The 20,606-nt window shown below is 59.7% G+C and carries 18 protein-coding genes; 17 read left to right on the top strand and 1 reads right to left on the bottom strand.

Annotated elements, in window-relative coordinates; translation table 11 throughout:
• Nucleotides 1-64 precede the first annotated feature (64 nt).
• The gene (map, locus tag AC3ISG_RS19390) at nucleotides 65-847 is read right to left on the bottom strand and encodes a type I methionyl aminopeptidase (RefSeq protein WP_205484590.1); all 783 of its coding nucleotides are present in this window, start codon (nucleotides 845-847) and stop codon (nucleotides 65-67) included.
• Between the two features lie 339 nt (nucleotides 848-1,186).
• Between map and rpsB the strand changes: the two genes are divergently transcribed.
• The 17 genes from rpsB to AC3ISG_RS19305 all read left to right on the top strand — a co-directional run bounded on the left by rpsB (nucleotide 1,187) and on the right by AC3ISG_RS19305 (nucleotide 20,564).
• Nucleotides 1,187-1,927: a 30S ribosomal protein S2 gene (gene rpsB, locus AC3ISG_RS19385; protein WP_037014262.1), complete on the top strand. Its 741-nt coding sequence runs from the start codon at nucleotides 1,187-1,189 to the stop codon at nucleotides 1,925-1,927.
• 187 nt (nucleotides 1,928-2,114) lie between these two features.
• Entirely contained in the window at nucleotides 2,115-2,978 is an 864-nt protein-coding gene (gene tsf / locus AC3ISG_RS19380) for a translation elongation factor Ts (protein WP_122537362.1), read from the top strand.
• A gap of 220 nt (nucleotides 2,979-3,198) precedes the next feature.
• Nucleotides 3,199-3,942 (top strand): UMP kinase, encoded by a 744-nt coding sequence (gene pyrH, locus AC3ISG_RS19375; RefSeq protein WP_037014256.1) that lies wholly within the window; start codon nucleotides 3,199-3,201, stop codon nucleotides 3,940-3,942.
• Nucleotides 3,939-4,496 (top strand): ribosome recycling factor, encoded by a 558-nt coding sequence (frr, locus tag AC3ISG_RS19370; protein WP_122537363.1) that lies wholly within the window; start codon nucleotides 3,939-3,941, stop codon nucleotides 4,494-4,496. Before pyrH ends, frr begins: the two co-directional genes overlap by 4 nt.
• A gap of 16 nt (nucleotides 4,497-4,512) precedes the next feature.
• A complete protein-coding gene (gene uppS / locus AC3ISG_RS19365) occupies nucleotides 4,513-5,268 on the top strand; it encodes a polyprenyl diphosphate synthase (protein ID WP_074891303.1) in 756 nt (251 codons plus the stop codon).
• A complete protein-coding gene (locus AC3ISG_RS19360) occupies nucleotides 5,268-6,086 on the top strand; it encodes a phosphatidate cytidylyltransferase (RefSeq protein ID WP_489297729.1) in 819 nt (272 codons plus the stop codon). The genes uppS and AC3ISG_RS19360 overlap by 1 nt, the downstream gene beginning before the upstream one ends.
• Nucleotides 6,083-7,273, top strand: coding sequence for a 1-deoxy-D-xylulose-5-phosphate reductoisomerase (gene ispC, locus AC3ISG_RS19355; protein WP_489297728.1), 1,191 nt, complete (start codon nucleotides 6,083-6,085; stop codon nucleotides 7,271-7,273). The genes AC3ISG_RS19360 and ispC overlap by 4 nt, the downstream gene beginning before the upstream one ends.
• An 87-nt stretch (nucleotides 7,274-7,360) precedes the next feature.
• Nucleotides 7,361-8,713, top strand: coding sequence for an RIP metalloprotease RseP (gene rseP, locus AC3ISG_RS19350; RefSeq protein ID WP_489297727.1), 1,353 nt, complete (start codon nucleotides 7,361-7,363; stop codon nucleotides 8,711-8,713).
• 75 nt (nucleotides 8,714-8,788) lie between these two features.
• Complete coding sequence (bamA, locus tag AC3ISG_RS19345; protein ID WP_172610970.1) at nucleotides 8,789-11,167, top strand: outer membrane protein assembly factor BamA; 2,379 nt, start codon at nucleotides 8,789-8,791, stop codon at nucleotides 11,165-11,167.
• Nucleotides 11,168-11,213: 46 nt separating this feature from the next.
• Nucleotides 11,214-11,717, top strand: coding sequence for an OmpH/Skp family outer membrane protein (locus AC3ISG_RS19340; protein ID WP_037014235.1), 504 nt, complete (start codon nucleotides 11,214-11,216; stop codon nucleotides 11,715-11,717).
• A 4-nt stretch (nucleotides 11,718-11,721) separates the two neighbouring features.
• Nucleotides 11,722-12,777, top strand: a complete 1,056-nt coding sequence (lpxD, locus tag AC3ISG_RS19335; protein ID WP_172610971.1) for a UDP-3-O-(3-hydroxymyristoyl)glucosamine N-acyltransferase — start codon at nucleotides 11,722-11,724, stop codon at nucleotides 12,775-12,777.
• 112 nt (nucleotides 12,778-12,889) lie between these two features.
• On the top strand, nucleotides 12,890-13,330 hold the full coding sequence (gene fabZ / locus AC3ISG_RS19330; RefSeq protein WP_037014232.1) for a 3-hydroxyacyl-ACP dehydratase FabZ: 441 nt from the start codon (nucleotides 12,890-12,892) through the stop codon (nucleotides 13,328-13,330).
• Nucleotides 13,327-14,103 (top strand): acyl-ACP--UDP-N-acetylglucosamine O-acyltransferase, encoded by a 777-nt coding sequence (gene lpxA / locus AC3ISG_RS19325; protein ID WP_122537369.1) that lies wholly within the window; start codon nucleotides 13,327-13,329, stop codon nucleotides 14,101-14,103. The genes fabZ and lpxA overlap by 4 nt, the downstream gene beginning before the upstream one ends.
• Before the next feature lie 2 nt (nucleotides 14,104-14,105).
• Nucleotides 14,106-15,242 (top strand): lipid-A-disaccharide synthase, encoded by a 1,137-nt coding sequence (gene lpxB / locus AC3ISG_RS19320; protein ID WP_489297726.1) that lies wholly within the window; start codon nucleotides 14,106-14,108, stop codon nucleotides 15,240-15,242.
• An 11-nt stretch (nucleotides 15,243-15,253) separates the two neighbouring features.
• Nucleotides 15,254-15,895: a ribonuclease HII gene (rnhB, locus tag AC3ISG_RS19315; RefSeq protein WP_122537371.1), complete on the top strand. Its 642-nt coding sequence runs from the start codon at nucleotides 15,254-15,256 to the stop codon at nucleotides 15,893-15,895.
• 71 nt (nucleotides 15,896-15,966) lie between these two features.
• Nucleotides 15,967-19,488: a DNA polymerase III subunit alpha gene (gene dnaE, locus AC3ISG_RS19310; protein ID WP_489297725.1), complete on the top strand. Its 3,522-nt coding sequence runs from the start codon at nucleotides 15,967-15,969 to the stop codon at nucleotides 19,486-19,488.
• Between the two features lie 128 nt (nucleotides 19,489-19,616).
• Nucleotides 19,617-20,564, top strand: coding sequence for an acetyl-CoA carboxylase carboxyltransferase subunit alpha (locus AC3ISG_RS19305; protein WP_122537373.1), 948 nt, complete (start codon nucleotides 19,617-19,619; stop codon nucleotides 20,562-20,564).
• Nucleotides 20,565-20,606: the final 42 nt, after the last annotated feature.

Genomic DNA, 20,606 nt, shown 5'->3' with positions numbered 1-20,606 from the left:
CTATACCGACCGTGCTAAACCGACCGTGCTGGTTGTAGCGGCTCTGATCGCAAGCGACTCGCGATCAGACCGAGGTGCGGGCGATGGTGTCATCACTGCGCAAGGTGAAGATTTCGTAGCCGGTCGCGGTCACCAGAATGGTGTGCTCCCACTGGGCCGACAGCTTGCGATCCTTGGTGATGGCTGTCCAGCCGTCGCCCAGCAGGCGAGTGTCGGCTTTGCCCTGGTTGATCATCGGCTCGATGGTGAAGGTCATGCCTTCTTTCAGCTCCATGCCATCACCGGCCGCGCCGTAGTGCAGCACTTGTGGCTCTTCATGGAAGACCCTGCCGATGCCGTGGCCGCAGTATTCGCGGACGACAGAGAAGCCGTTCTTCTCAGCGTGCTTCTGGATCACTTCGCCGATATCGCCCAGGTGCGCACCGGGCTTGACCACTTCGATGCCTTTATAAAGGCACTCTTGAGTGACGCGGGACAGACGCTCGGCCCACTCCGGCACTTTGCCGACGTGGAACATCTTGCTGGTGTCGCCGTGGTAGCCGTCCTTGATGACGGTGACGTCGATGTTCAGCACGTCGCCATTCTTCAGCGGCTTCTCGTTCGGAATGCCGTGGCAGACCACGTGGTTGATGGAGGTGCAGATGGATTTCGGGAAACCCTTGTAATTCAGCGGCGCCGGAATGGCCTTCTGCTCGTTGACGATGTAGTCGTGGCAGATGCGGTCCAGTTCTTCGGTGGTCACGCCAGGCTTTACATAATCGCCGATCATTTCCAGGACGTCGGCAGCCAGGCGGCCGGCAATGCGCATCTTTTCGATGTCTTCGGGGGTTTTAAGTGTCACGGTCATTAAACAGGCTCTCTCGGCGCGGCAGGGCCACGGCTTGATACGGAAAAAACGCGATTCTACCAGACCGTCGTCAGGCGGGTTATCATCGCGTCCTCCATCGATGCGGGCAGGGTGTCCGACCGCAGGCACGAGGGAGGCAAAAGCGTCGGAAAAACAGGCTCTTATTTCGAGTTCCGTTCTCCAGTCTTTTGTGATATAAAATGCGCCGCTTTACGGGGTCTGCCCCGAAAGCTCTAACCCACACACGTGTCGACACGATGACCTGGGTGCCTTCGGCTCAAGCCGCTGGTTGGTCATTGGGATACGTGGAGGCCTAACCCGACTTATCAAGGAACTATCATGTCCCAAGTCAACATGCGCGATATGCTGAAGGCCGGTGTGCACTTCGGTCACCAGACCCGTTACTGGAACCCGAAAATGGGTAAATACATTTTCGGCGCGCGCAACAAGATTCACATCATCAACCTTGAAAAAACCCTGCCTATGTTCAACGAAGCTTTGACTTTCGTTGAGCGCCTGGCTCAGGGCAAAAACAAGATCCTGTTCGTCGGCACCAAGCGTTCCGCTGGCAAGATCGTTGCTGAAGAAGCAGCACGTTGCGGTTCGCCGTACGTCGATCACCGCTGGTTGGGCGGCATGCTGACCAACTTCAAGACCATCCGCGCTTCCATCAAGCGTCTGCGTGATCTTGAAATCCAGGCAGAAGACGGCACCTTCACCAAGCTGACCAAGAAAGAGGCGCTGATGCGCACTCGCGATCTGGAAAAGCTGGATCGTAGCCTGGGTGGTATCAAGGACATGGGCGGTCTGCCAGACGCTCTGTTCGTTATCGACGTTGATCACGAGCGCATCGCGATCACCGAAGCCAACAAGCTGGGTATCCCGGTCATCGGCGTTGTCGACACCAACAGCAGCCCTGAAGGCGTTGACTACATCATCCCGGGCAACGATGACGCAATCCGCGCCATTCAGTTGTACATGGGCTCGATGGCTGACGCTGTGATCCGCGGTCGCAACAACAATGCTGGCGGCACCGACGTTTACGCTGAAGAAGCTCCAGCGGCAACTGTTGAAGGCTGAGTAACTAACGCCTGGCGTTGACTCAGTACGCAAAAAGGGGGCTTGGCCCCCTTTTTGCCACCTCGAAAACCATCTGACGTTGCCATCGATCTTATTGTCATGTGCAGCAGTCACCATGGATTTTCAAGAATTTGAACGCCCGTCTTGCGGGTGGAATGGTTGAAGACCTATCCAAGAGGATTTTGAAATGGCAGAGATTACTGCAGCGTTGGTCAAAGAACTGCGCGAGCGTACCGGCGAAGGCATGATGGATTGCAAAAAGGCCTTGACCAAGGCTGGCGGCGACATCGAAAAAGCCATCGACGACATGCGTGCTTCGGGCGCAATCAAGGCCGCCAAGAAAGCAGGCAACGTTGCTGCTGAAGGCGCCATCTCCATCAAGGACGACGGCAAAGCCGCAGTCCTGATCGAAGTCAACTCCCAGACCGACTTCCTGGCTCTGCAGGATGACTTCAAGGCATTCGTCGCCAAGAGCGTCGAGAAAGCCTTTGCTGACAAGCTGACCACCGTTGAGCCTCTGGTTGAAGCGATGGAAGCTGATCGTCTGGTTCTGGTCGGCAAGGTTGGCGAGAACGTCAACATCCGTCGTCTGGCGCGTATCGAAGGCGACGTGCTGGGTTCGTACCTGCATGGCAACAAGATCGGCGTGGTTGTTGTCCTCAAGGGCGGCGACGCAGAGCTGGCGAAAGACATCGCCATGCACGTAGCAGCGACCAACCCTGAGTTCCTGCTGCCTTCGGACGTTTCGCCAGAAGCGATCGAACGCGAGAAGAATGTCTTCATGCAGTTGAACGAAGACAAGCTGAAAGGCAAGCCTGCTGAAATCGCCGAGAAAATGGTTGGCGGTCGTATCAGCAAGTTCCTCGCTGAAGCCAGCCTGGTTGAGCAAGCGTTCGTCAAGAACCCGGAAATCAAGGTCGGTGAGCTGGCCAAGAAAGCCGGCGCTGAAATCGTTTCCTTCACCTACTTCAAAGTAGGCGAAGGCATCGAGAAGCCAGTCGACAACTTCGCTGAAGAAGTCGCTGCTCAAGTAGCTGCAAGCAAGCAATAAGACGGTTTCCAACTGTCGCCCCGAAGAGGCTGCCCGCTAACGCGCGCAGCCTCTTTGTCAAAGCGGTACGCGGAATTGTCATTGCTGCACTGAATTTGTTTTTGCAGGGGTTGGGCCTACGAGGCTGCATCTCCCTGAAGCAGTGACCTAGAGTGAGCGCAGGCCGACAATGGCCCGCAACTCGAACGATTTTTTTCAAACGCCGCAGGAGAGATTCGCAATGGCTCAGCAGGGCAGTGGCTATCAAGCTCGCTATAAACGCATTCTACTCAAGCTCAGCGGCGAGGCCCTGATGGGGTCGGAAGAGTTCGGCATCGACCCAAAGGTGCTGGATCGCATGGCCCTTGAAGTCGGTCAGCTGGTCGGCATCGGCGTGCAAGTCGGCCTGGTCATCGGTGGCGGTAACCTGTTTCGCGGTGCAGCGCTGAGCGCGGCCGGCATGGATCGGGTCACGGGCGACCACATGGGCATGCTGGCCACCGTGATGAATGCGCTGGCCATGCGTGACGCGCTGGAGCGGGCCAACATCTCGGCCATCGTAATGTCCGCCATTTCCATGGTGGGTGTGACTGATCACTACGATCGTCGCAAAGCCATGCGTCACCTGAATGCCAAGGAAGTCGTGATCTTCGCCGCCGGTACCGGCAATCCGTTCTTTACCACGGATTCCGCAGCGTGCCTGCGCGCGATCGAGATCGACGCTGATGTCGTGCTGAAGGCAACCAAGGTCGATGGTGTGTACACTGCCGATCCATTCAAGGACCCGCATGCCGAGAAGTTCGATCGTCTGACCTACGACGAAGTGCTGGATCGCAAGCTGGGTGTAATGGATCTGACAGCCATTTGTCTGTGTCGTGACCACAAGATGCCACTGCGTGTCTTCAATATGAACAAGCCCGGCGCCCTGCTGAACATTGTGCATGGCGGCGCGGAAGGTACTTTGATCGAGGAAGGCGAACAATGATCAACGAAATAAAGAAAGACGCTCAAGAGCGGATGAAGAAATCCCTTGAGTCCCTGGCCCATGCATTCGGCCAGATCCGCACCGGTAAGGCGCACCCGAGCATTCTCGGCAGCGTCATGGTGCCGTACTACGGTTCCGACACCCCGTTGAGCGGCGTCGCCAACGTCACCGTGAAGGACTCCCGTACGCTGCAGGTCGTGGCGTTCGAGCGCAACATGCTCGCTGCGGTCGACAAGGCTATTCAGAGCGCTGGCCTGAACCTCAACCCGACCAATCTGGGCGAGATGCTGTTGATCTCCATGCCTGCCCTGACGGAAGAGACCCGCAAGGGCTTCACCAAGCAGGCACGCAGCGCCGCAGAAGACGCCCGCGTTGCCGTGCGTAACATTCGCCGTGACGCGTTGGGTGAACTGAAGAAGCTGGTCAAGGACAAGGAAATCAGCGAAGACGAAGAGCGCCGCGCCGCTGCCGACATCCAGAAGCTGACGGACAAGGCTGAGGCGGACATCGACGCCGCGACCAAGTCCAAAGAAGCGGACCTGATGGCCGTATAAGGGCCGGGAAGCTTTCATGGATAAGACAAAGCTGGCTGCGCCGGCATCGGTGCCGCGTCATGTCGCGATCATCATGGATGGGAACAACCGCTGGGCCAAGAAGCGCCTGCTACCGGGTGTAGCAGGCCACAAAGCCGGCGTCGACGCTGTTCGTGCGGTGATTGAAGTCTGTGCCGAGGCCAAGGTCGAGGTGCTGACCTTGTTCGCGTTTTCCAGCGAGAACTGGCAGCGCCCGGCGGAAGAAGTCGGCGCGCTGATGGAGTTGTTTTTCACGGCGCTACGCCGCGAGACCAAGCGCCTTAACGAGAACGGCATCAGCCTGCGCATCATCGGCGACCGTTCGCGGTTCCACCCTGAACTGCAGGCTGCCATCCGCGAAGCCGAGCAGCGCACGGCTGAAAACAGTCGCTTCGTTCTGCAGATCGCCGCCAACTATGGCGGTCAGTGGGATATCGCGCAGGCCGCTCAGCGGCTGGCGCGCGAAGTTCAGGCCGGCCATCTGCGTCCGGAGGACATCACCCCGGAACTGCTGCAAACGTGCCTGGCCACTGGTGACCTGCCGTTGCCCGATCTCTGTATCCGCACGGGCGGCGAGCACCGCATCAGCAATTTCCTGCTCTGGCAGCTGGCCTACGCCGAGCTGTATTTCTCCGACCTGTTCTGGCCGGACTTCAAACACGATGCCATGCGCACTGCGCTGGCCGATTTCGCTTCTCGCCAACGCCGCTTCGGGAAAACCAGCGAGCAGGTAGAAGCTGGAGCCCGCGCTTAATGCTTAAACAACGAATCATCACTGCGTTGATCCTTGCGCCGCTGGCCCTGTGCGGTTTCTTCCTGCTCGAAGGCGGCAGTTTCGCGTTGTTCATCGGTGCGGTGGTCGTGCTTGGCGGCTGGGAATGGGCTCGTCTATCAGGCTTTGAAACGCAATCGTCCCGCATTCTGTACGCCGTGGTGGTCGCTGCGCTGCTGTTTCTGCTGTACCTGCTGCCGGACCTCGCGCCATGGTTGCTGGTGGCGGCACTGATCTGGTGGCTGATGGCAACCTGGCTGGTGCTCACTTTTCCCGAGTCCAGCGCGCATTGGGCCAGTGCCATCTGCAAGCTGGTGATCGGCCTGCTGATATTGCTGCCGGCATGGCAGGGTCTGGTGCTGATCAAGCAGATGCCGCTGGGCAACTGGCTGATCCTCTCGGTGATGATTCTGGTGTGGGGCGCCGACATTGGCGCTTACTTTTCCGGCAAGGCATTCGGCAGGCGCAAGCTGGCGCCCAAGGTCAGCCCGGGTAAAAGCTGGGAGGGCCTTTATGGAGGCCTGGCAGCATGCCTGCTGATCACGGCGGTGGTGGGTGTCTACCGCGGCTGGTCACTGGGTGAAATCATCTTCGCCCTGGTGTCTGCAGCGATCGTCGTGCTTATCTCGGTCGTAGGCGATCTCACCGAAAGCATGTTCAAGCGCAAATCCGGGGTCAAGGACAGCAGTAACCTGCTGCCGGGCCATGGCGGCGTGCTGGATCGCATCGACAGCCTGACTGCGGCCATTCCGGTGTTCGCCTTGTTGCTCTGGGCCGCTAAAGACTGGGGCGTGATGTGAGTACGCCTCAGCTCATCACTGTACTTGGCGCAACGGGCTCGGTCGGGTTAAGCACGCTGGACGTCATCGCACGCCACCCGTCGCGGTACCGGGTCTTTGCCCTGACGGGTCATACACGTATGGCCGAACTGTTGGCATTGTGCGTTCGCCATACCCCGCAGTTTGCCGTCGTGCCAACGACGGCCGCCGCCCGCCAGTTGCAGGACGACCTTCATGCGGCCGGTCTGGATACGCGCGTGCTGGTGGGGGAGGGCGGGCTCTGCGAAGTGTCTGCGCACCCTCTGGTGGATACGGTGCTGGCTGCTATCGTGGGTGCCGCCGGTTTGCGCCCGACCCTTGCCGCGGTCGAGGCGGGCAAGAAAGTCCTGCTGGCCAACAAGGAAGCGCTGGTCATGTCCGGCGCCTTGTTCATGCAGGCTGTCCGCCGCAGTGGCACGGTACTGCTGCCCCTCGACAGCGAGCACAACGCGATCTTCCAGTGCTTGCCGCATGATTACGAAAGCGGTCTCGAGAAGGTCGGCGTCCGGCGCATTCTGTTGACCGCCTCCGGTGGTCCGTTCCGGCAGACACCGCTCGCCGACCTGAAACACGTCTCGCCGGATCAGGCGTGTGCCCATCCGAACTGGTCCATGGGCCGCAAGATTTCCGTCGATTCCGCCAGCATGATGAACAAAGGCCTTGAGCTGATCGAAGCCTGCTGGCTGTTCGATACGACGCCCGCGCGGATTGAGGTGGTGATTCACCCTCAGAGCGTGATCCACTCGATGGTCGATTACGTCGACGGCTCGGTGCTGGCGCAGTTGGGTAATCCCGACATGCGTACGCCGATTGCCCACGCGCTGGCCTGGCCCGAGCGCATCGACTCGGGCGTCGCGCCGCTGGATCTGTTCAGCATCGCGCGACTGGACTTCGAAGCACCGGACGAAGTGCGCTTCCCATGCCTGCGTCTGGCGCGGCAAGCTGCCGAGGCGGGTGACAGTGCGCCTGCGGTTCTAAACGCAGCCAATGAAGTCGCGGTCGCTGCGTTTCTGGACAAGCGCATTCGCTATCCGGAAATCGCGAGTATGATCGACGAGGTTCTGAACCTTGAGCCTGTCGTCGCCGTGTCCGAGCTGGAGACAGTGTTCGAGATCGACGCACGTGCCCGCGCGTTGGCCGAGCAGTGGCTCGGTCGCAATGGTCGCTAGGCGGCCGGTTCAGGCAGTCGTGTTTTTGATGATTTGCATGCAATGTGGGCTTCAACGCACCGCTAGATCGGTACCCGGAGAGCAGCGATGAGCGCGCTATATATGATTGTCGGCACCCTGGTTGCGTTGGGTGTGCTGGTAACGTTTCACGAATTCGGTCACTTCTGGGTGGCGCGTCGGTGTGGCGTCAAGGTCCTGCGTTTTTCAGTGGGCTTTGGCATGCCGTTGCTGCGCTGGAGTGATCGCAAGGGCACCGAATACGTCGTTGCGGCGATTCCCCTCGGCGGCTATGTGAAAATGCTCGACGAACGGGAGGGCGACGTTCCCCCCGAGCTGGCGGATCAATCCTTCAACCGCAAGTCGGTTTATCAGCGCATCGCCATCGTGATCGCCGGCCCGGTTGCCAATTTTCTGCTGGCGATTGTATTTTTCTGGGTACTCGCCATGCTGGGCAGCCAGCAGGTTCGGCCCGTCGTGGGCGGTGTCGAGCCAGGCAGTATTGCGGAGAAGGCCGGGCTGAGTTCCGGTCAGGAGATTGTCTCGGTTGATGGCGAGGCCGTTACCGGATGGGCGGGTGTGAACCTGCAACTGGTGCGTCGCCTGGGTGAGAGCGGCAGCATAGCGTTGAAGGTTCGCGAGCAGGGTTCCGACGTGGAAACCCCGCATTCACTGGTGCTCAACGACTGGCTCAAGGGCGCAGCCGAGCCGGACCCGATTCGTTCGCTGGGTATTAGACCGTGGCGTCCGGCGCTGCCGCCGGTGCTGGCAGAGCTCGATCCGAAAGGCCCTGCACAAACCGCCGGGCTGAAAACCGGCGACCGCCTACTGGCTCTTAATAACGAGCCTGTCGACGAATGGCAGAGGGTCGTTGACTGGGTTCGTGTCCATCCCGATACGCGGATTTCGGTGCGCGTCGAGCGTGATGGCGCACAGCTGGAGGTGCCCGTCGATCTGGTGACACGGGGCGAAGGCACTGCGGCGACCGGGTATCTCGGTGCCGGCGTGAAAGGCGTGGATTGGCCGCCGGAGATGTTGCGCGAGGTCAGCTATGGCCCTGTAGCCGCCGTCGCAGAAGGCGCGCGGCGTACCTGGACCATGAGCGTGCTGACCCTCGATTCGCTGAAGAAAATGTTGTTCGGCGAGCTCTCGGTAAAAAACTTGAGCGGACCGATAACCATTGCTAAAGTGGCGGGCGCTTCGGCCCAGTCAGGCGTAGGTGACTTCCTGAATTTCCTCGCTTATCTGAGCATAAGCCTGGGCGTTCTCAATTTGCTGCCCATACCAGTGCTGGATGGGGGGCACTTGCTGTTTTATCTGATCGAGTGGGCGCGTGGCCGACCGCTGTCAGAGAAGGTGCAGGGCTGGGGGGTTCAGATCGGTATCAGTCTGGTGGTTGGAGTGATGTTGCTCGCACTGGTCAACGATCTGGGACGACTGTAAAAGCTACGCCGAATTGTGAATCTGCCGCATTTTGCGGCAGTTTGTTTATTGCCAGTTGGAATAAGAAAGGACTTCATGAAACGTCTGCTGCTAACTGCGGTTCTTGCCGTACTGATGATCGCCGAAGTTCACGCCGAGTCCTTCACTATCTCCGATATCCGTGTCAACGGTCTGCAGCGGGTTTCCGCCGGCAGCGTGTTTGGCGCGCTGCCGTTGAACGTGGGTGAACAGGCCGATGATGGGCGTCTTGTCGACGCAACTCGCGCGCTGTTCAAAACCGGATTTTTCCAGGACATCCAGCTGGGCCGCGACGGTAACGTCCTGGTCATTACAGTTGTCGAGCGTCCGTCGGTTTCGAGTATCGAGATCGAAGGCAACAAAGCGATCACCACCGAGGACCTGATGAAGGGTCTGAAGCAGTCGGGTCTGGCCGAAGGCGAAATCTTCCAGCGCGCTACGCTGGAGGGCGTCCGCAACGAGCTGCAACGTCAGTACGTTGCCCAGGGCCGCTACTCTGCAGAAGTCGCCACCGAAGTCGTGCCGCAGCCGCGTAACCGTGTGGGTCTGAAGATCAACATCAACGAAGGCGCGGTCGCCGCCATTCAGCACATCAACGTGGTGGGTAACTCGGTTTTCCCTGAAGACGATCTGGTCGATCTGTTCGAACTGAAAACCACCAACTGGCTTTCCTTCTTCAAGAACGACGACAAATACGCCCGTGAGAAACTCTCCGGCGACCTGGAACGTCTGCGTTCGTATTACCTCGACCGCGGCTATATCAACATGGATATCGCCTCGACCCAGGTATCCATCACGCCCGACAAGAAAAGCGTGTACATCACCGTCAACATTCATGAGGGCGAGAAGTACAGCGTGAAGTCGGTCAAGCTGAGCGGTGACCTCAAAGTCCCCGAAGATCAGGTCAAGTCGCTGTTGCTGGTCAAGCCGGGCCAGGTGTTCTCCCGCAAGGTGATGACCACGACCTCGGAGCTGATCACCCGCCGTCTGGGTAACGAGGGTTACACCTTTGCCAACGTCAACGGTGTGCCCACGCCGAATGACGAAGACCACACCGTCGACATCACCTTTGTTGTCGATCCGGGCAAGCGCGCATACGTCAACCGCATCAACTTCCGTGGCAACACCAAGACAGCGGACGAAGTGCTGCGTCGCGAAATGCGCCAGATGGAAGGCGGCTGGGCATCCACTTACCTGATCGATCAGTCCAAGACCCGTCTTGACCGTCTGGGCTTCTTCAAGGAAGTGAACGTTGAAACCCCGGCGGTGCCTGGCACCGATGATCAGGTTGACGTGAACTACGCAGTAGAAGAGCAGGCGTCCGGTTCGATCACCGCCAGCGTCGGCTTTGCGCAGAGCGCCGGTCTGATCCTCGGTGGTTCCATCAGCCAGAACAACTTCCTGGGTACCGGTAACAAGGTCAGCATCGGCCTGACCAAAAGCGAATACCAGACCCGTTACAACTTCAGCTACGTCGACCCGTACTTCACGCCTGACGGTGTGAGCCTTGGCTACAGCGCGTTCTACCGCAAGACCGACTACGACGACCTCGACGTCGACGTCGCGAGCTACTCGGTCGACAGCCTGGGTGCCGGTATCAACATGGGCTACCCGATCAGCGAAACCTCTCGCCTGAACTTCGGCCTGTCGGTACAGAAGGATGAGCTGAGCACCGGTAAGTACACCGTTGACGAAATTTTCGACTTCATCGAGCAGGAAGGCGACAGCTTCACCAACTTCAAAGCGTCGGTGGGCTGGTCCGAGTCGACGTTGAACAAAGGCACGTTGCCGACCCGTGGCAGCTCCCAGAGCCTGACCCTGGAAACGACTATTCCGGGCAGCGACCTGTCGTTCTATAAACTTGATTATCGCGGCCAGTTGTTCCACCCGATCACCAGCAACTACACCCTGCGTCTGCACTCGGAGCTGGGTTATGGCGACGGTTATGGCTCGACGTCTGGTCTGCCGTTCTACGAGAACTACTACGCCGGTGGCTTCAACTCGGTACGTGGCTTCAAGGACAGCACGCTCGGTCCGCGCAGTACGCCAAGTAGCGGCCGTGCAGGCAGTGGCACCCTTGCTGACCCGGACCAGGATCCGCTGCCGTTCGGTGGTAACGTCCTGATCACCGGCGGTGCCGAGATCCTGTTCCCGCTGCCGTTCATCAAGGACCAGCGTTCGCTGCGTACCTCGCTGTTCTGGGACGTGGGTAACGTTTTCAACACCAACTGCGGTTCGCAGAAGACCACGACCGATGGTCAGAAGGTCGAGTGTAATGGTCCAGAGCTGTCGGGCCTGGCCAGTTCCGTCGGTGTCGGTGTGACATGGGTCACTGCTCTGGGTCCGCTGAGTTTTGCCCTGGCGATGCCGGTCAAGAAACCGGACGACAGCACCGAAACCCAGGTCTTCCAATTCTCCCTCGGTCAGACCTTCTAAGGGTCTGATCACTGCTAACGACAACGGATTCTGTAGGAGTTACATCGTGCGTAAGTTGACCCAATTGGCATTGCTGGCAACGGTTCTGATCGCAGGCCCGGCATTTGCTGACATGAAAATCGCAGTACTGAACTACCAGATGGCCCTGCTTGAATCCGACGCAGCCAAACGGTATGCAGTAGATGCAGAGAAAAAGTTCGGTCCTCAGCTGACCAAACTGAAGGCTCTGGAAAGCAGCGCGAAAGGTATCCAAGATCGTCTGGTCGCCGGTGGCGACAAGATGGCTCAGCCTGAGCGCGAGCGTCTGGAGCTGGACTTCAAGCAAAAGGCCCGTGACTTCCAGTTCCAGTCCAAGGAGCTGAACGAAGCCAAGGCTGTTGCTGACCGCGACATGCTCAAGCAACTCAAGCCGAAGCTGGACCAGGCGGTAGAAGAAGTCATCAAGAAAGGTGGTTTTGACCTGGTGTTCGAGCGCGGTGCCGTGATTGACGTCAAGCCACAATATGACGTCACTCGCCAGGTTATCGAGCGCATGAATCAGCTGAAGTAAGTTAATGACTGCGACCATCACACTCGGCCAATTGGCCGAGTTCCTCGGCGCCACCCTGCGTGGCCCGGCGGACAAGCAAATCACAGGACTGGCAACCTTGCAGGAAGCCGGTCCTGATCAGGTCAGTTTTCTGGCCAATCCTCAGTACCGAAAATTCCTCGCGACCACCCAGGCCGCTGCCGTGCTGCTCAAGCCGACAGATGCGGAAGGGTATGCCGCCGACGCATTGCTGGTGCCTGATCCGTATTTGGCCTACGCCCGTATTTCCCATCTGTTCGATCCCAAGCCCAAGGCTGCTGTTGGTGTTCATCCAACAGCCGTGGTGGCGGCGGATGCTTTCGTCGACCCGGCGGCCAGCGTTGGCGCCTATGCGGTCATCGAAAGCGGCGCACGGATTGCGGCCGGCGTGACCATTGGCGCGCATTGCTTCATCGGTGCCCGCAGCGTAATTGGCGAGGGCGGCTGGCTTGCCCCGCGCGTCACGCTGTATCACGACGTTCGTATCGGGCAGCGAGTGGTCATCCAGTCCGGTGCGGTGCTGGGCGGTGAAGGTTTTGGTTTCGCCAACGAGAAAGGCGTCTGGCAGAAGATCGCGCAGATTGGCGGTGTGACCATCGGTGACGATGTTGAGATTGGCGTAAACACCGCCATCGACCGCGGCGCCATGGATGACACCCGCATCGGCAATGGCGTGAAGCTGGATAACCAGATTCAGATCGCTCACAACGTCCAGATCGGCGATCACACGGCCATGGCCGCGTGCGTCGGCATTTCGGGCAGCGCGAAGATCGGCAAGCATTGCATGCTCGCAGGCGGTGTCGGGCTGGTGGGCCATATCGAGATTTGCGACGGGGTTTTCGTCACCGGCATGACCATGGTCACGCGGTCGATCACCGAGCCCGGCTCCTATTCTTCGGGAACGGCAATGCAGCCGGCGGCGGAGTGGCGCAAGAGCGCGGCACGCATGCGTCATCTCGACGACATGGCGCGGCGCCTGCAGCACCTTGAAAAGATTGTCGAGGCAGTGACCTCAGGCGGTAAAGCTTCATCTGATGGCTGATACTTTTTTCTTATCAAGCGTGCACAGCCGATAAACTGCCTCCTTGATTTGCTAGAGGAGTGACGCGCGTTAGTCGCGCCCTCCCAATCTTTACTACAGGCTTCCCTTCGAAATGATGGACATCAACGAAATCCGCGAATATCTGCCGCACCGTTACCCGTTCCTGCTTGTGGACCGTGTGGTGGAGCTGGATGTCGAGACCAAAAGCATTCGTGCCTACAAGAATGTCAGCATCAACGAGCCTTTCTTCAATGGCCACTTTCCTCAGCACCCGATCATGCCGGGCGTGCTGATCATTGAGGCCATGGCTCAAGCGGCCGGCATCCTGGGCTTCAAGATGCTCGATGTGAAGCCTGCCGATGGCACCCTTTATTACTTCGTCGGCTCCGACAAACTGCGCTTCCGCCAGCCAGTACTGCCGGGCGACCAGCTGATCCTTGAAGCAAAATTCCTCAGCTGCAAGCGCCAGATCTGGAAGTTCGAATGTCAGGCGTCGGTTGATGGCAAGCCGGTGTGCTCGGCTGAAATCATCTGCGCGGAACGCAAACTATGAGTTTGATTGACTCTCGCGCAATCATCGATCCGACGGCCGTACTGGCCGACAATGTGGAGGTCGGCCCGTGGTCGATCGTCGGACCTGGTGTGGAAATCGGCGAGGGTACAGTGATCGGTCCGCATGTGATCCTGCGCGGCCCGACCAGGATCGGCAAACACAACCACATCTACCAGTTTTCCTCGGTAGGTGAGGACACGCCTGATCTGAAATACAAAGGTGAAGCGACGCGTCTGGTGATTGGTGACCACAATGTCATCCGCGAAGGCGTGACGATCCACCGTGGCACCATTCAGGACCGTGCGGAAACCACCCTGGGTGACCACAACCTGATCATGGCGTACGCGCACATCGGTCACGACAGCGTTATTGGCAATCACTGCATTCTGGTCAACAACACCGCGTTGGCCGGCCATGTGCACGTGGATGACTGGGCGATTCTGTCCGGGTTCACCCTGGTGCATCAGTACTGCCACATCGGCGCGCACAGCTTTTCCGGCATGGGCACTGCCATCGGCAAGGACGTCCCGGCGTTCGTCACCGTGTTCGGCAACCCGGCCGAAGCCCGCAGCATGAACTTCGAAGGCATGCGTCGTCGCGGCTTCTCCGAAGAGTCGATTCACGCGCTGCGCCGCGCATACAAGACCGTCTACCGTCAGGGCCTGACCGTAGAGCAGGCGATCGTCGAGCTGAGCGAGCCTGCTGCGCAGTTCCCTGAAGTGGAGCTGTTCCTCAAGTCCATCCAGTCATCGACTCGCGGCATCACTCGCTGACCATGGCTCGCTTGCGTATTGCGCTGGTGGCCGGAGAGGCTTCCGGCGACATTCTTGGCTCCGGCTTGATGCGTGCGATCAAGGCGAGGCACCCGGACGCCGAATTCATCGGTGTCGGCGGTCCGCTCATGGAAGCCCAGGGCATGACGTCGTATTTTCCGATGGAGCGCCTGTCGGTCATGGGGCTGGTGGAAGTGCTCGGCCGGCTCAAAGAGCTGCTCGCCCGTCGCAAGTTGCTGATTCAGACCCTCATTGACGAGAAGCCGGACGTGTTCATCGGCATCGATGCCCCGGACTTCACCCTTAATATCGAGCTCAAGCTGCGTCAGGCCGGGATCAAGACCGTTCATTACGTGAGCCCGTCCGTGTGGGCGTGGCGTCAGAAGCGTGTCCTGAAGATCCGCGAAGGCTGCGACCTGATGCTGACCTTGCTGCCGTTCGAAGCCCGTTTCTACGAAGAGCAAGGCGTGCCGGTGCGCTTTGTCGGGCACCCGTTGGCCGACACCATTCCGTTGCAGGCCGATCAACTGGCCGCTCGCGCCGCGCTTGGCTTGGGCGAAGGCCCGGTGGTCGCGTTGATGCCGGGCAGTCGCGGTGGCGAAGTCGGGCGTCTCGGTGCCCTGTTTTTCGACGCAGCCGAGCGCCTGCTGGCCGTGCGTCCCGACATCCGTTTCGTGCTGCCCTGCGCCAGCCCTCAGCGCCGCGAACAGATCGAACAACTGCTGCAAGGGCGCGAACTGCCGCTGACGCTGCTCGATGGCCAGTCCCATTTAGCGCTGGCGGCGTGCAATGCCGTGCTGATCGCTTCCGGGACCGCGACCCTCGAAGCCCTGTTGTACAAGCGACCGATGGTGGTTGCCTATCGTCTGGCACCACTGACTTACTGGATACTCAAGCGGATGGTGAAGAGCCCGTACGTGTCGCTGCCGAACCTCCTGGCCCAGCGTTTGCTGGTTCCGGAGCTTCTGCAGGACGCGGCGACCGCCGAGGCCCTGGCGCAGACGCTGCTGCCGTTGCTGGACGACGGCGACGCACAGACTGCCGGCTTCGATGCGATTCACCGTACCTTGCGTCGCGATGCGTCCAATCAGGCTGCCGAGGCGGTATTGAACCTGATTGGCGCAACGCCTTCACAATGAGCAAGCAATCAATGCAAATGGGTCTGGACTTCAATCTCGTCGAGGATCTGGTCGCCGGTGTCGACGAAGTCGGCCGCGGTCCGCTGTGTGGCGCCGTGGTTACCGCGGCGGTCATTCTCGACCCCAAGCGCCCGATTCTGGGCCTGAACGATTCCAAGAAACTCACCGAAGCCAAGCGTGAAAGACTGTTCGACGAGATTTGCGAGAAAGCACTGTGCTGGCACATCGCGCGGGCTGAAGTCGAAGAGATCGATGAGCTGAATATTCTTCACGCCACCATGCTGGCGATGAAGCGAGCCGTAGAAGGTTTGATCATCACGCCGAAACTGGCGCTGATCGATGGCAATCGCTGCCCGCAGCTGTCGGTGCCCAGCGCGCCGGTCATTCAGGGCGATGCCCACGTGCCGGCCATTGCCGCCGCCTCGATTTTGGCCAAGGTCAGTCGCGACCGGGAAATGGCGCAGATGGAGCTGCTTTATCCAGGCTACGGCATCGGCGGCCACAAGGGTTATCCGACAGCCGTGCATTTGGAAGCCTTGGCGCGTTTGGGGCCAACGCCTATTCACCGGCGTTCCTTCGGTCCGGTCCGTCAGGCCTGGGCGGCGCGGGACATGATGGTCGCCACCGGTTTCATGTCGCTGCCACTCAGTTGATCGCGGGCTGATGTTTTTCTGAATGGCCGGTACAATCCGGCCTTCGTTTTTTCTGCACCATAGGATCAACCATGCCGGCTTCTTTCGTTCACCTACGCCTGCACACCGAATACTCCCTCGTTGATGGTCTGGTCCGTGTAAAACCGTTGGTCAAGGCGCTCGCGGCCATGAACATGCCGGCCGTGGCGGTGACCGACCAGAACAACATGTGTTCGCTGGTCAAATTCTACAAAGCAGCCATGGGCGCCGGCATCAAGCCGATCTGTGGCGCCGACATCTGGCTGGCGGGGCGTGATCGCGATGCACCGCTCAGCCGTCTGAGCCTGCTGGTGATGAACCCCAAAGGCTACCTGAACCTCACCGAACTGATTTCCCGTGGCTTCATGCACGGCCAGCGCAACGGCTTGGTGGTGATCGAGCGTGAGTGGGTGGCCGAGGCCAGCGAAGGGCTCATTGCCCTGTCTGCGGCGAAGGAAGGCGAGATCGGCATGGCCCTGCTGGGTGGCAATCCGGCCGAAGCCGACGAGTTGCTGAAAGAGTGGCTGACGGTTTTTCCGGACCGCTTCTACATCGAAGTCCAGCGCACCAACCGCATCAATGACGAAGAACACCTGCATGCCGCCGTCGCCCTGGCCGAACGCCATGGCGTGCCGCTGGTGGCCAGCAACGACGTGCGTTTCATCAAGCAGGAAGATTTCGAAGCCCACGAAACCCGCGTGTGCATCGGCGAAGGCCGGGCGCTGGACGACCCGCGCCGCTCGCACAACTACAGCGATCAGCAGTACCTGAAGAGCGCGGAGGAGATGGCCGAGCTGTTCAGCGATCTCCCTGACGCCCTCGCCAACACCGTCGAGATCGCCAAGCGCTGCAACATCGACGTCAAGCTGGGCACGCACTTTCTGCCCAACTTCCCGATTCCCGATGGCATGACCATCGACGAGTATTTCCGCAAGGTGTCCTTCGAGGGGCTGGAGGAGCGCCTTGCCGTGCTCTGGCCGAGAGAAACCACGCCGGACTACGAGGCCAAGCGGCAGGTGTACGTCGACCGCCTGAATTTCGAGCTGGATATCATCATCCAGATGGGATTCCCCGGTTACTTTCTGATCGTTATGGACTTCATCCAGTGGGCCAAGAGCAATGGCGTGCCGGTGGGTCCGGGCCGTGGGTCGGGTGCCGGTTCGCTGGTGGCCTACGTGCAGAAGATCACCGACCTCGACCCGCTGGAATACGACCTGCTGTTCGAACGTTTCCTCAACCCCGAGCGGGTCTCCATGCCCGACTTCGACGTCGACTTCTGTATGGATGGTCGCGACCGGGTCATCGAGTACGTGGCTGAGAAATACGGTCGCAACGCGGTCAGCCAGATCATCACCTTCGGCTCCATGGCCGCGAAAGCAGTGGTCCGGGACGTCGCGCGGGTGCAGGGCAAGTCCTACGGATTGGCGGATCGTCTGTCGAAGATGATCCCCTTTGAAGTGGGCATGACACTGGAAAAAGCCTACGAGCAGGAAGAGATCCTGCGCGACTTCCTCAAGGTCGACGAGGAAGCGGCTGAGATCTGGGAAATGGCGCGCAAGCTCGAAGGCGTTGTGCGTAACGTCGGCAAGCACGCCGGTGGTGTAGTCATCGCGCCCACCAAGCTGACTGACTTCTCGGCGATCTACTGCGATGAAGAGGGCGGTGGCCTGGTCACCCAGTTCGACAAGGATGACGTCGAGGCCGCCGGTCTGGTGAAGTTCGACTTCCTGGGTCTGCGCACCCTGACCATCATCGACTGGGCACTGAAGACGATTAACCGCGACCGCGCCAAGGTCGACGAAGAGCCCCTCGACATCGCGTTCATCCCGCTGGATGACATGCCGACCTACGAGCTGCTGCAGCGCGCTGAAACCACGGCCGTGTTCCAGCTTGAATCCCGCGGCATGAAAGAACTGATCAAAAAGCTCAAGCCTGACTGCCTGGAAGACTTGATCGCACTGGTGGCGCTGTTCCGTCCCGGTCCGTTGCAATCGGGCATGGTTGACGACTTCATCAACCGTAAACATGGTCGCGCGGAGCTGTCGTACCCCCACGTCGATTACCAGTACGAAGGCCTCAAGCCGGTGCTTGCGCCGACCTACGGCATCATTCTGTATCAGGAACAGGTGATGCAGATTGCTCAGGTCATGGCCGGCTACACCCTTGGCGGCGCTGACATGCTGCGTCGTGCAATGGGCAAAAAGAAGCCCGAGGAAATGGCCAAGCAGCGCGGCGGTTTCATCGAGGGTTGCAAGACCAACAACATCGACCCTGACCTGGCCGGTAACATTTTCGACCTGGTAGAGAAATTCGCCGGTTACGGCTTCAACAAGTCGCACTCGGCGGCCTACGGGCTGGTGTCGTACCAGACCGCCTGGCTCAAGCGTCACTACCCGGCGCCATTCATGGCGGCGGTGCTTTCAGCGGACATGCACAACACCGACAAGGTCGTGACCTTGATCGAAGAAGTGCGGATCATGAAGCTGCGCCTGGATGCGCCGGACGTGAACAACTCCGAGTTCAAGTTCACCGTGAATGACGACGGCCGCATCGTCTATGGCCTCGGCGCGATCAAGGGCGTCGGCGAAGGCCCGGTGGAGGCGATCACCGAAGCGCGTCAGGAAGGCCCGTTCGCCGACCTGTTCGATTTCTGCGCCCGCATCGACCTCAAGCGCGTCAACAAGCGCACCCTCGATGGCCTGATTCGCAGCGGTGCGCTGGACCGTCTGGGCCCGTTCTTCTATGACGAGCCAAAACAGTATCAAGCCAATATCGACCGTAACCGCGGTGTCCTGCTGGCCGCACTCGAAGAAGCCATTCAGGCCGCCGAGCAGACCGCCCGCAGTCACGACAGCGGCCATGCCGATCTCTTCGGCGGCCTATTCGTTGAAGCCGACGCCGACGTTTACGCGAACCACCGCAGCGCCAAAGAGGTCACGCTCAAGGAACGGCTGCGTGGCGAAAAAGAAACCCTGGGCCTGTACCTGACCGGGCACCCGATCGACGAATACGAAGGTGAGATCCGCCGCTTCGCGCGTCAGCGCATCGTCGATCTGAAGCCCTCGCGGGAGACCCAGACCATCGCCGGGCTGATCATTGCGCTTCGGGTGATGAAGAACAAAAAGGGCGACAAGATGGGCTTCATCACCCTGGACGACCGTTCCGGGCGTATCGAGGCGTCGCTGTTTGCCGATTCGTTCCAGGCGGCTCAGTCGCTGCTGCAAACCGATGCGATGGTGGTGGTGGAGGGGGAGGTCAGCACCGACGACTTCTCCGGTGGCTTGCGGTTGCGCGCCAAACGGGTGATGAGCCTGGAAGAAGCGCGCACCGGGCTGGCGGAAAGTCTGCGCCTGAACGTGCGGGCCGAAGCGCTCAAAGGCGACCGGCTGCGCTGGCTGGGCGAGCTGTGCAAGAAGCACCGCGGCGCGTGCCCGATCACCCTTGACTACACCGGGCAGGAAGCCAGGGCATTGCTGCAGTTCGGCGAAGCGTGGCGGATCGATCCCGCAGACAGCCTGATTCAGGCGCTGCGTGACCAGTTCGGACGAGAGAACGTCTTCCTGCAGTATCGCTGACACCGATCAGCTCAATATTGATGACCTCGACACTTTAAACTCGACCGAAAGGCGCCCGCTCCATTAAGGTATGGCGCTTATCGGATCAACCGGCCGGCCTCTTGGCCGTCGACCCAAGACGGATGCCTATGAACCCGAATTTTCTGGATTTCGAACAGCCGATTGCTGACCTGCAAGCCAAGATTGAAGAGCTGCGTCTGGTGGGCAATGACAACTCGCTGAACATCGGCGACGAAATCTCTCGACTGCAAGAGAAGAGCAATACGCTCACCGAAAGCATTTTCGGCAACCTGACCAGTTGGCAGATCGCGCGCATGGCGCGTCATCCGCGTCGTCCGTATACGCTGGACTACATTCAACACATCTTCACCGAGTTCGACGAGCTGCATGGCGATCGCCACTTCTCCGACGACGCCGCCATCGTCGGCGGTATTGCCCGGCTGAACGACCAGCCAGTGATGGTGATCGGTCATCAGAAGGGCCGCGAAGTGCGCGAGAAGGTTCGCCGCAACTTCGGCATGCCGCGTCCTGAAGGCTATCGTAAGGCCTGCCGCCTGATGGAAATGGCCGAGCGTTTCAAGATGCCGATCCTGACCTTCATCGACACGCCGGGCGCTTATCCGGGTATCGACGCCGAAGAGCGTAACCAGAGCGAAGCCATCGCGTGGAACCTGCGTGTGATGGCCCGATTGAAGACTCCGATCATTGCCACCGTGATTGGCGAAGGCGGTTCGGGCGGCGCACTGGCCATTGGCGTGTGCGATCAACTGAACATGCTGCAGTACTCGACCTACGCGGTGATCTCGCCGGAAGGCTGTGCTTCCATCCTGTGGAAAACCGCCGAAAAGGCGCCGGACGCTGCCGAAGCGATGGGCATCACTGCCGAGCGTCTGAAGGGACTGGGCATCGTCGACAAGGTGATCACCGAGCCATTGGGCGGCGCGCACCGCGATCCGGCCGCTGCCGCTGCCTTGATCCGCGAAGAACTGAGCAGCCAACTGAGCATGCTCCAGAAATTCGATAACGACGCGCTGTTGGCCCGACGTTACGACCGCCTGATGAGCTATGGCCTTTAACCGGACCGTTCTGCAAGAAGAGCGTCACCGAACCCGGTGACG

The organism is Pseudomonas sp. GL_135 (assembly GCF_057834665.1).
Note: the sequence above shows the minus strand (reverse complement) of the source record. Positions and strands in the feature narration are given on the sequence as shown.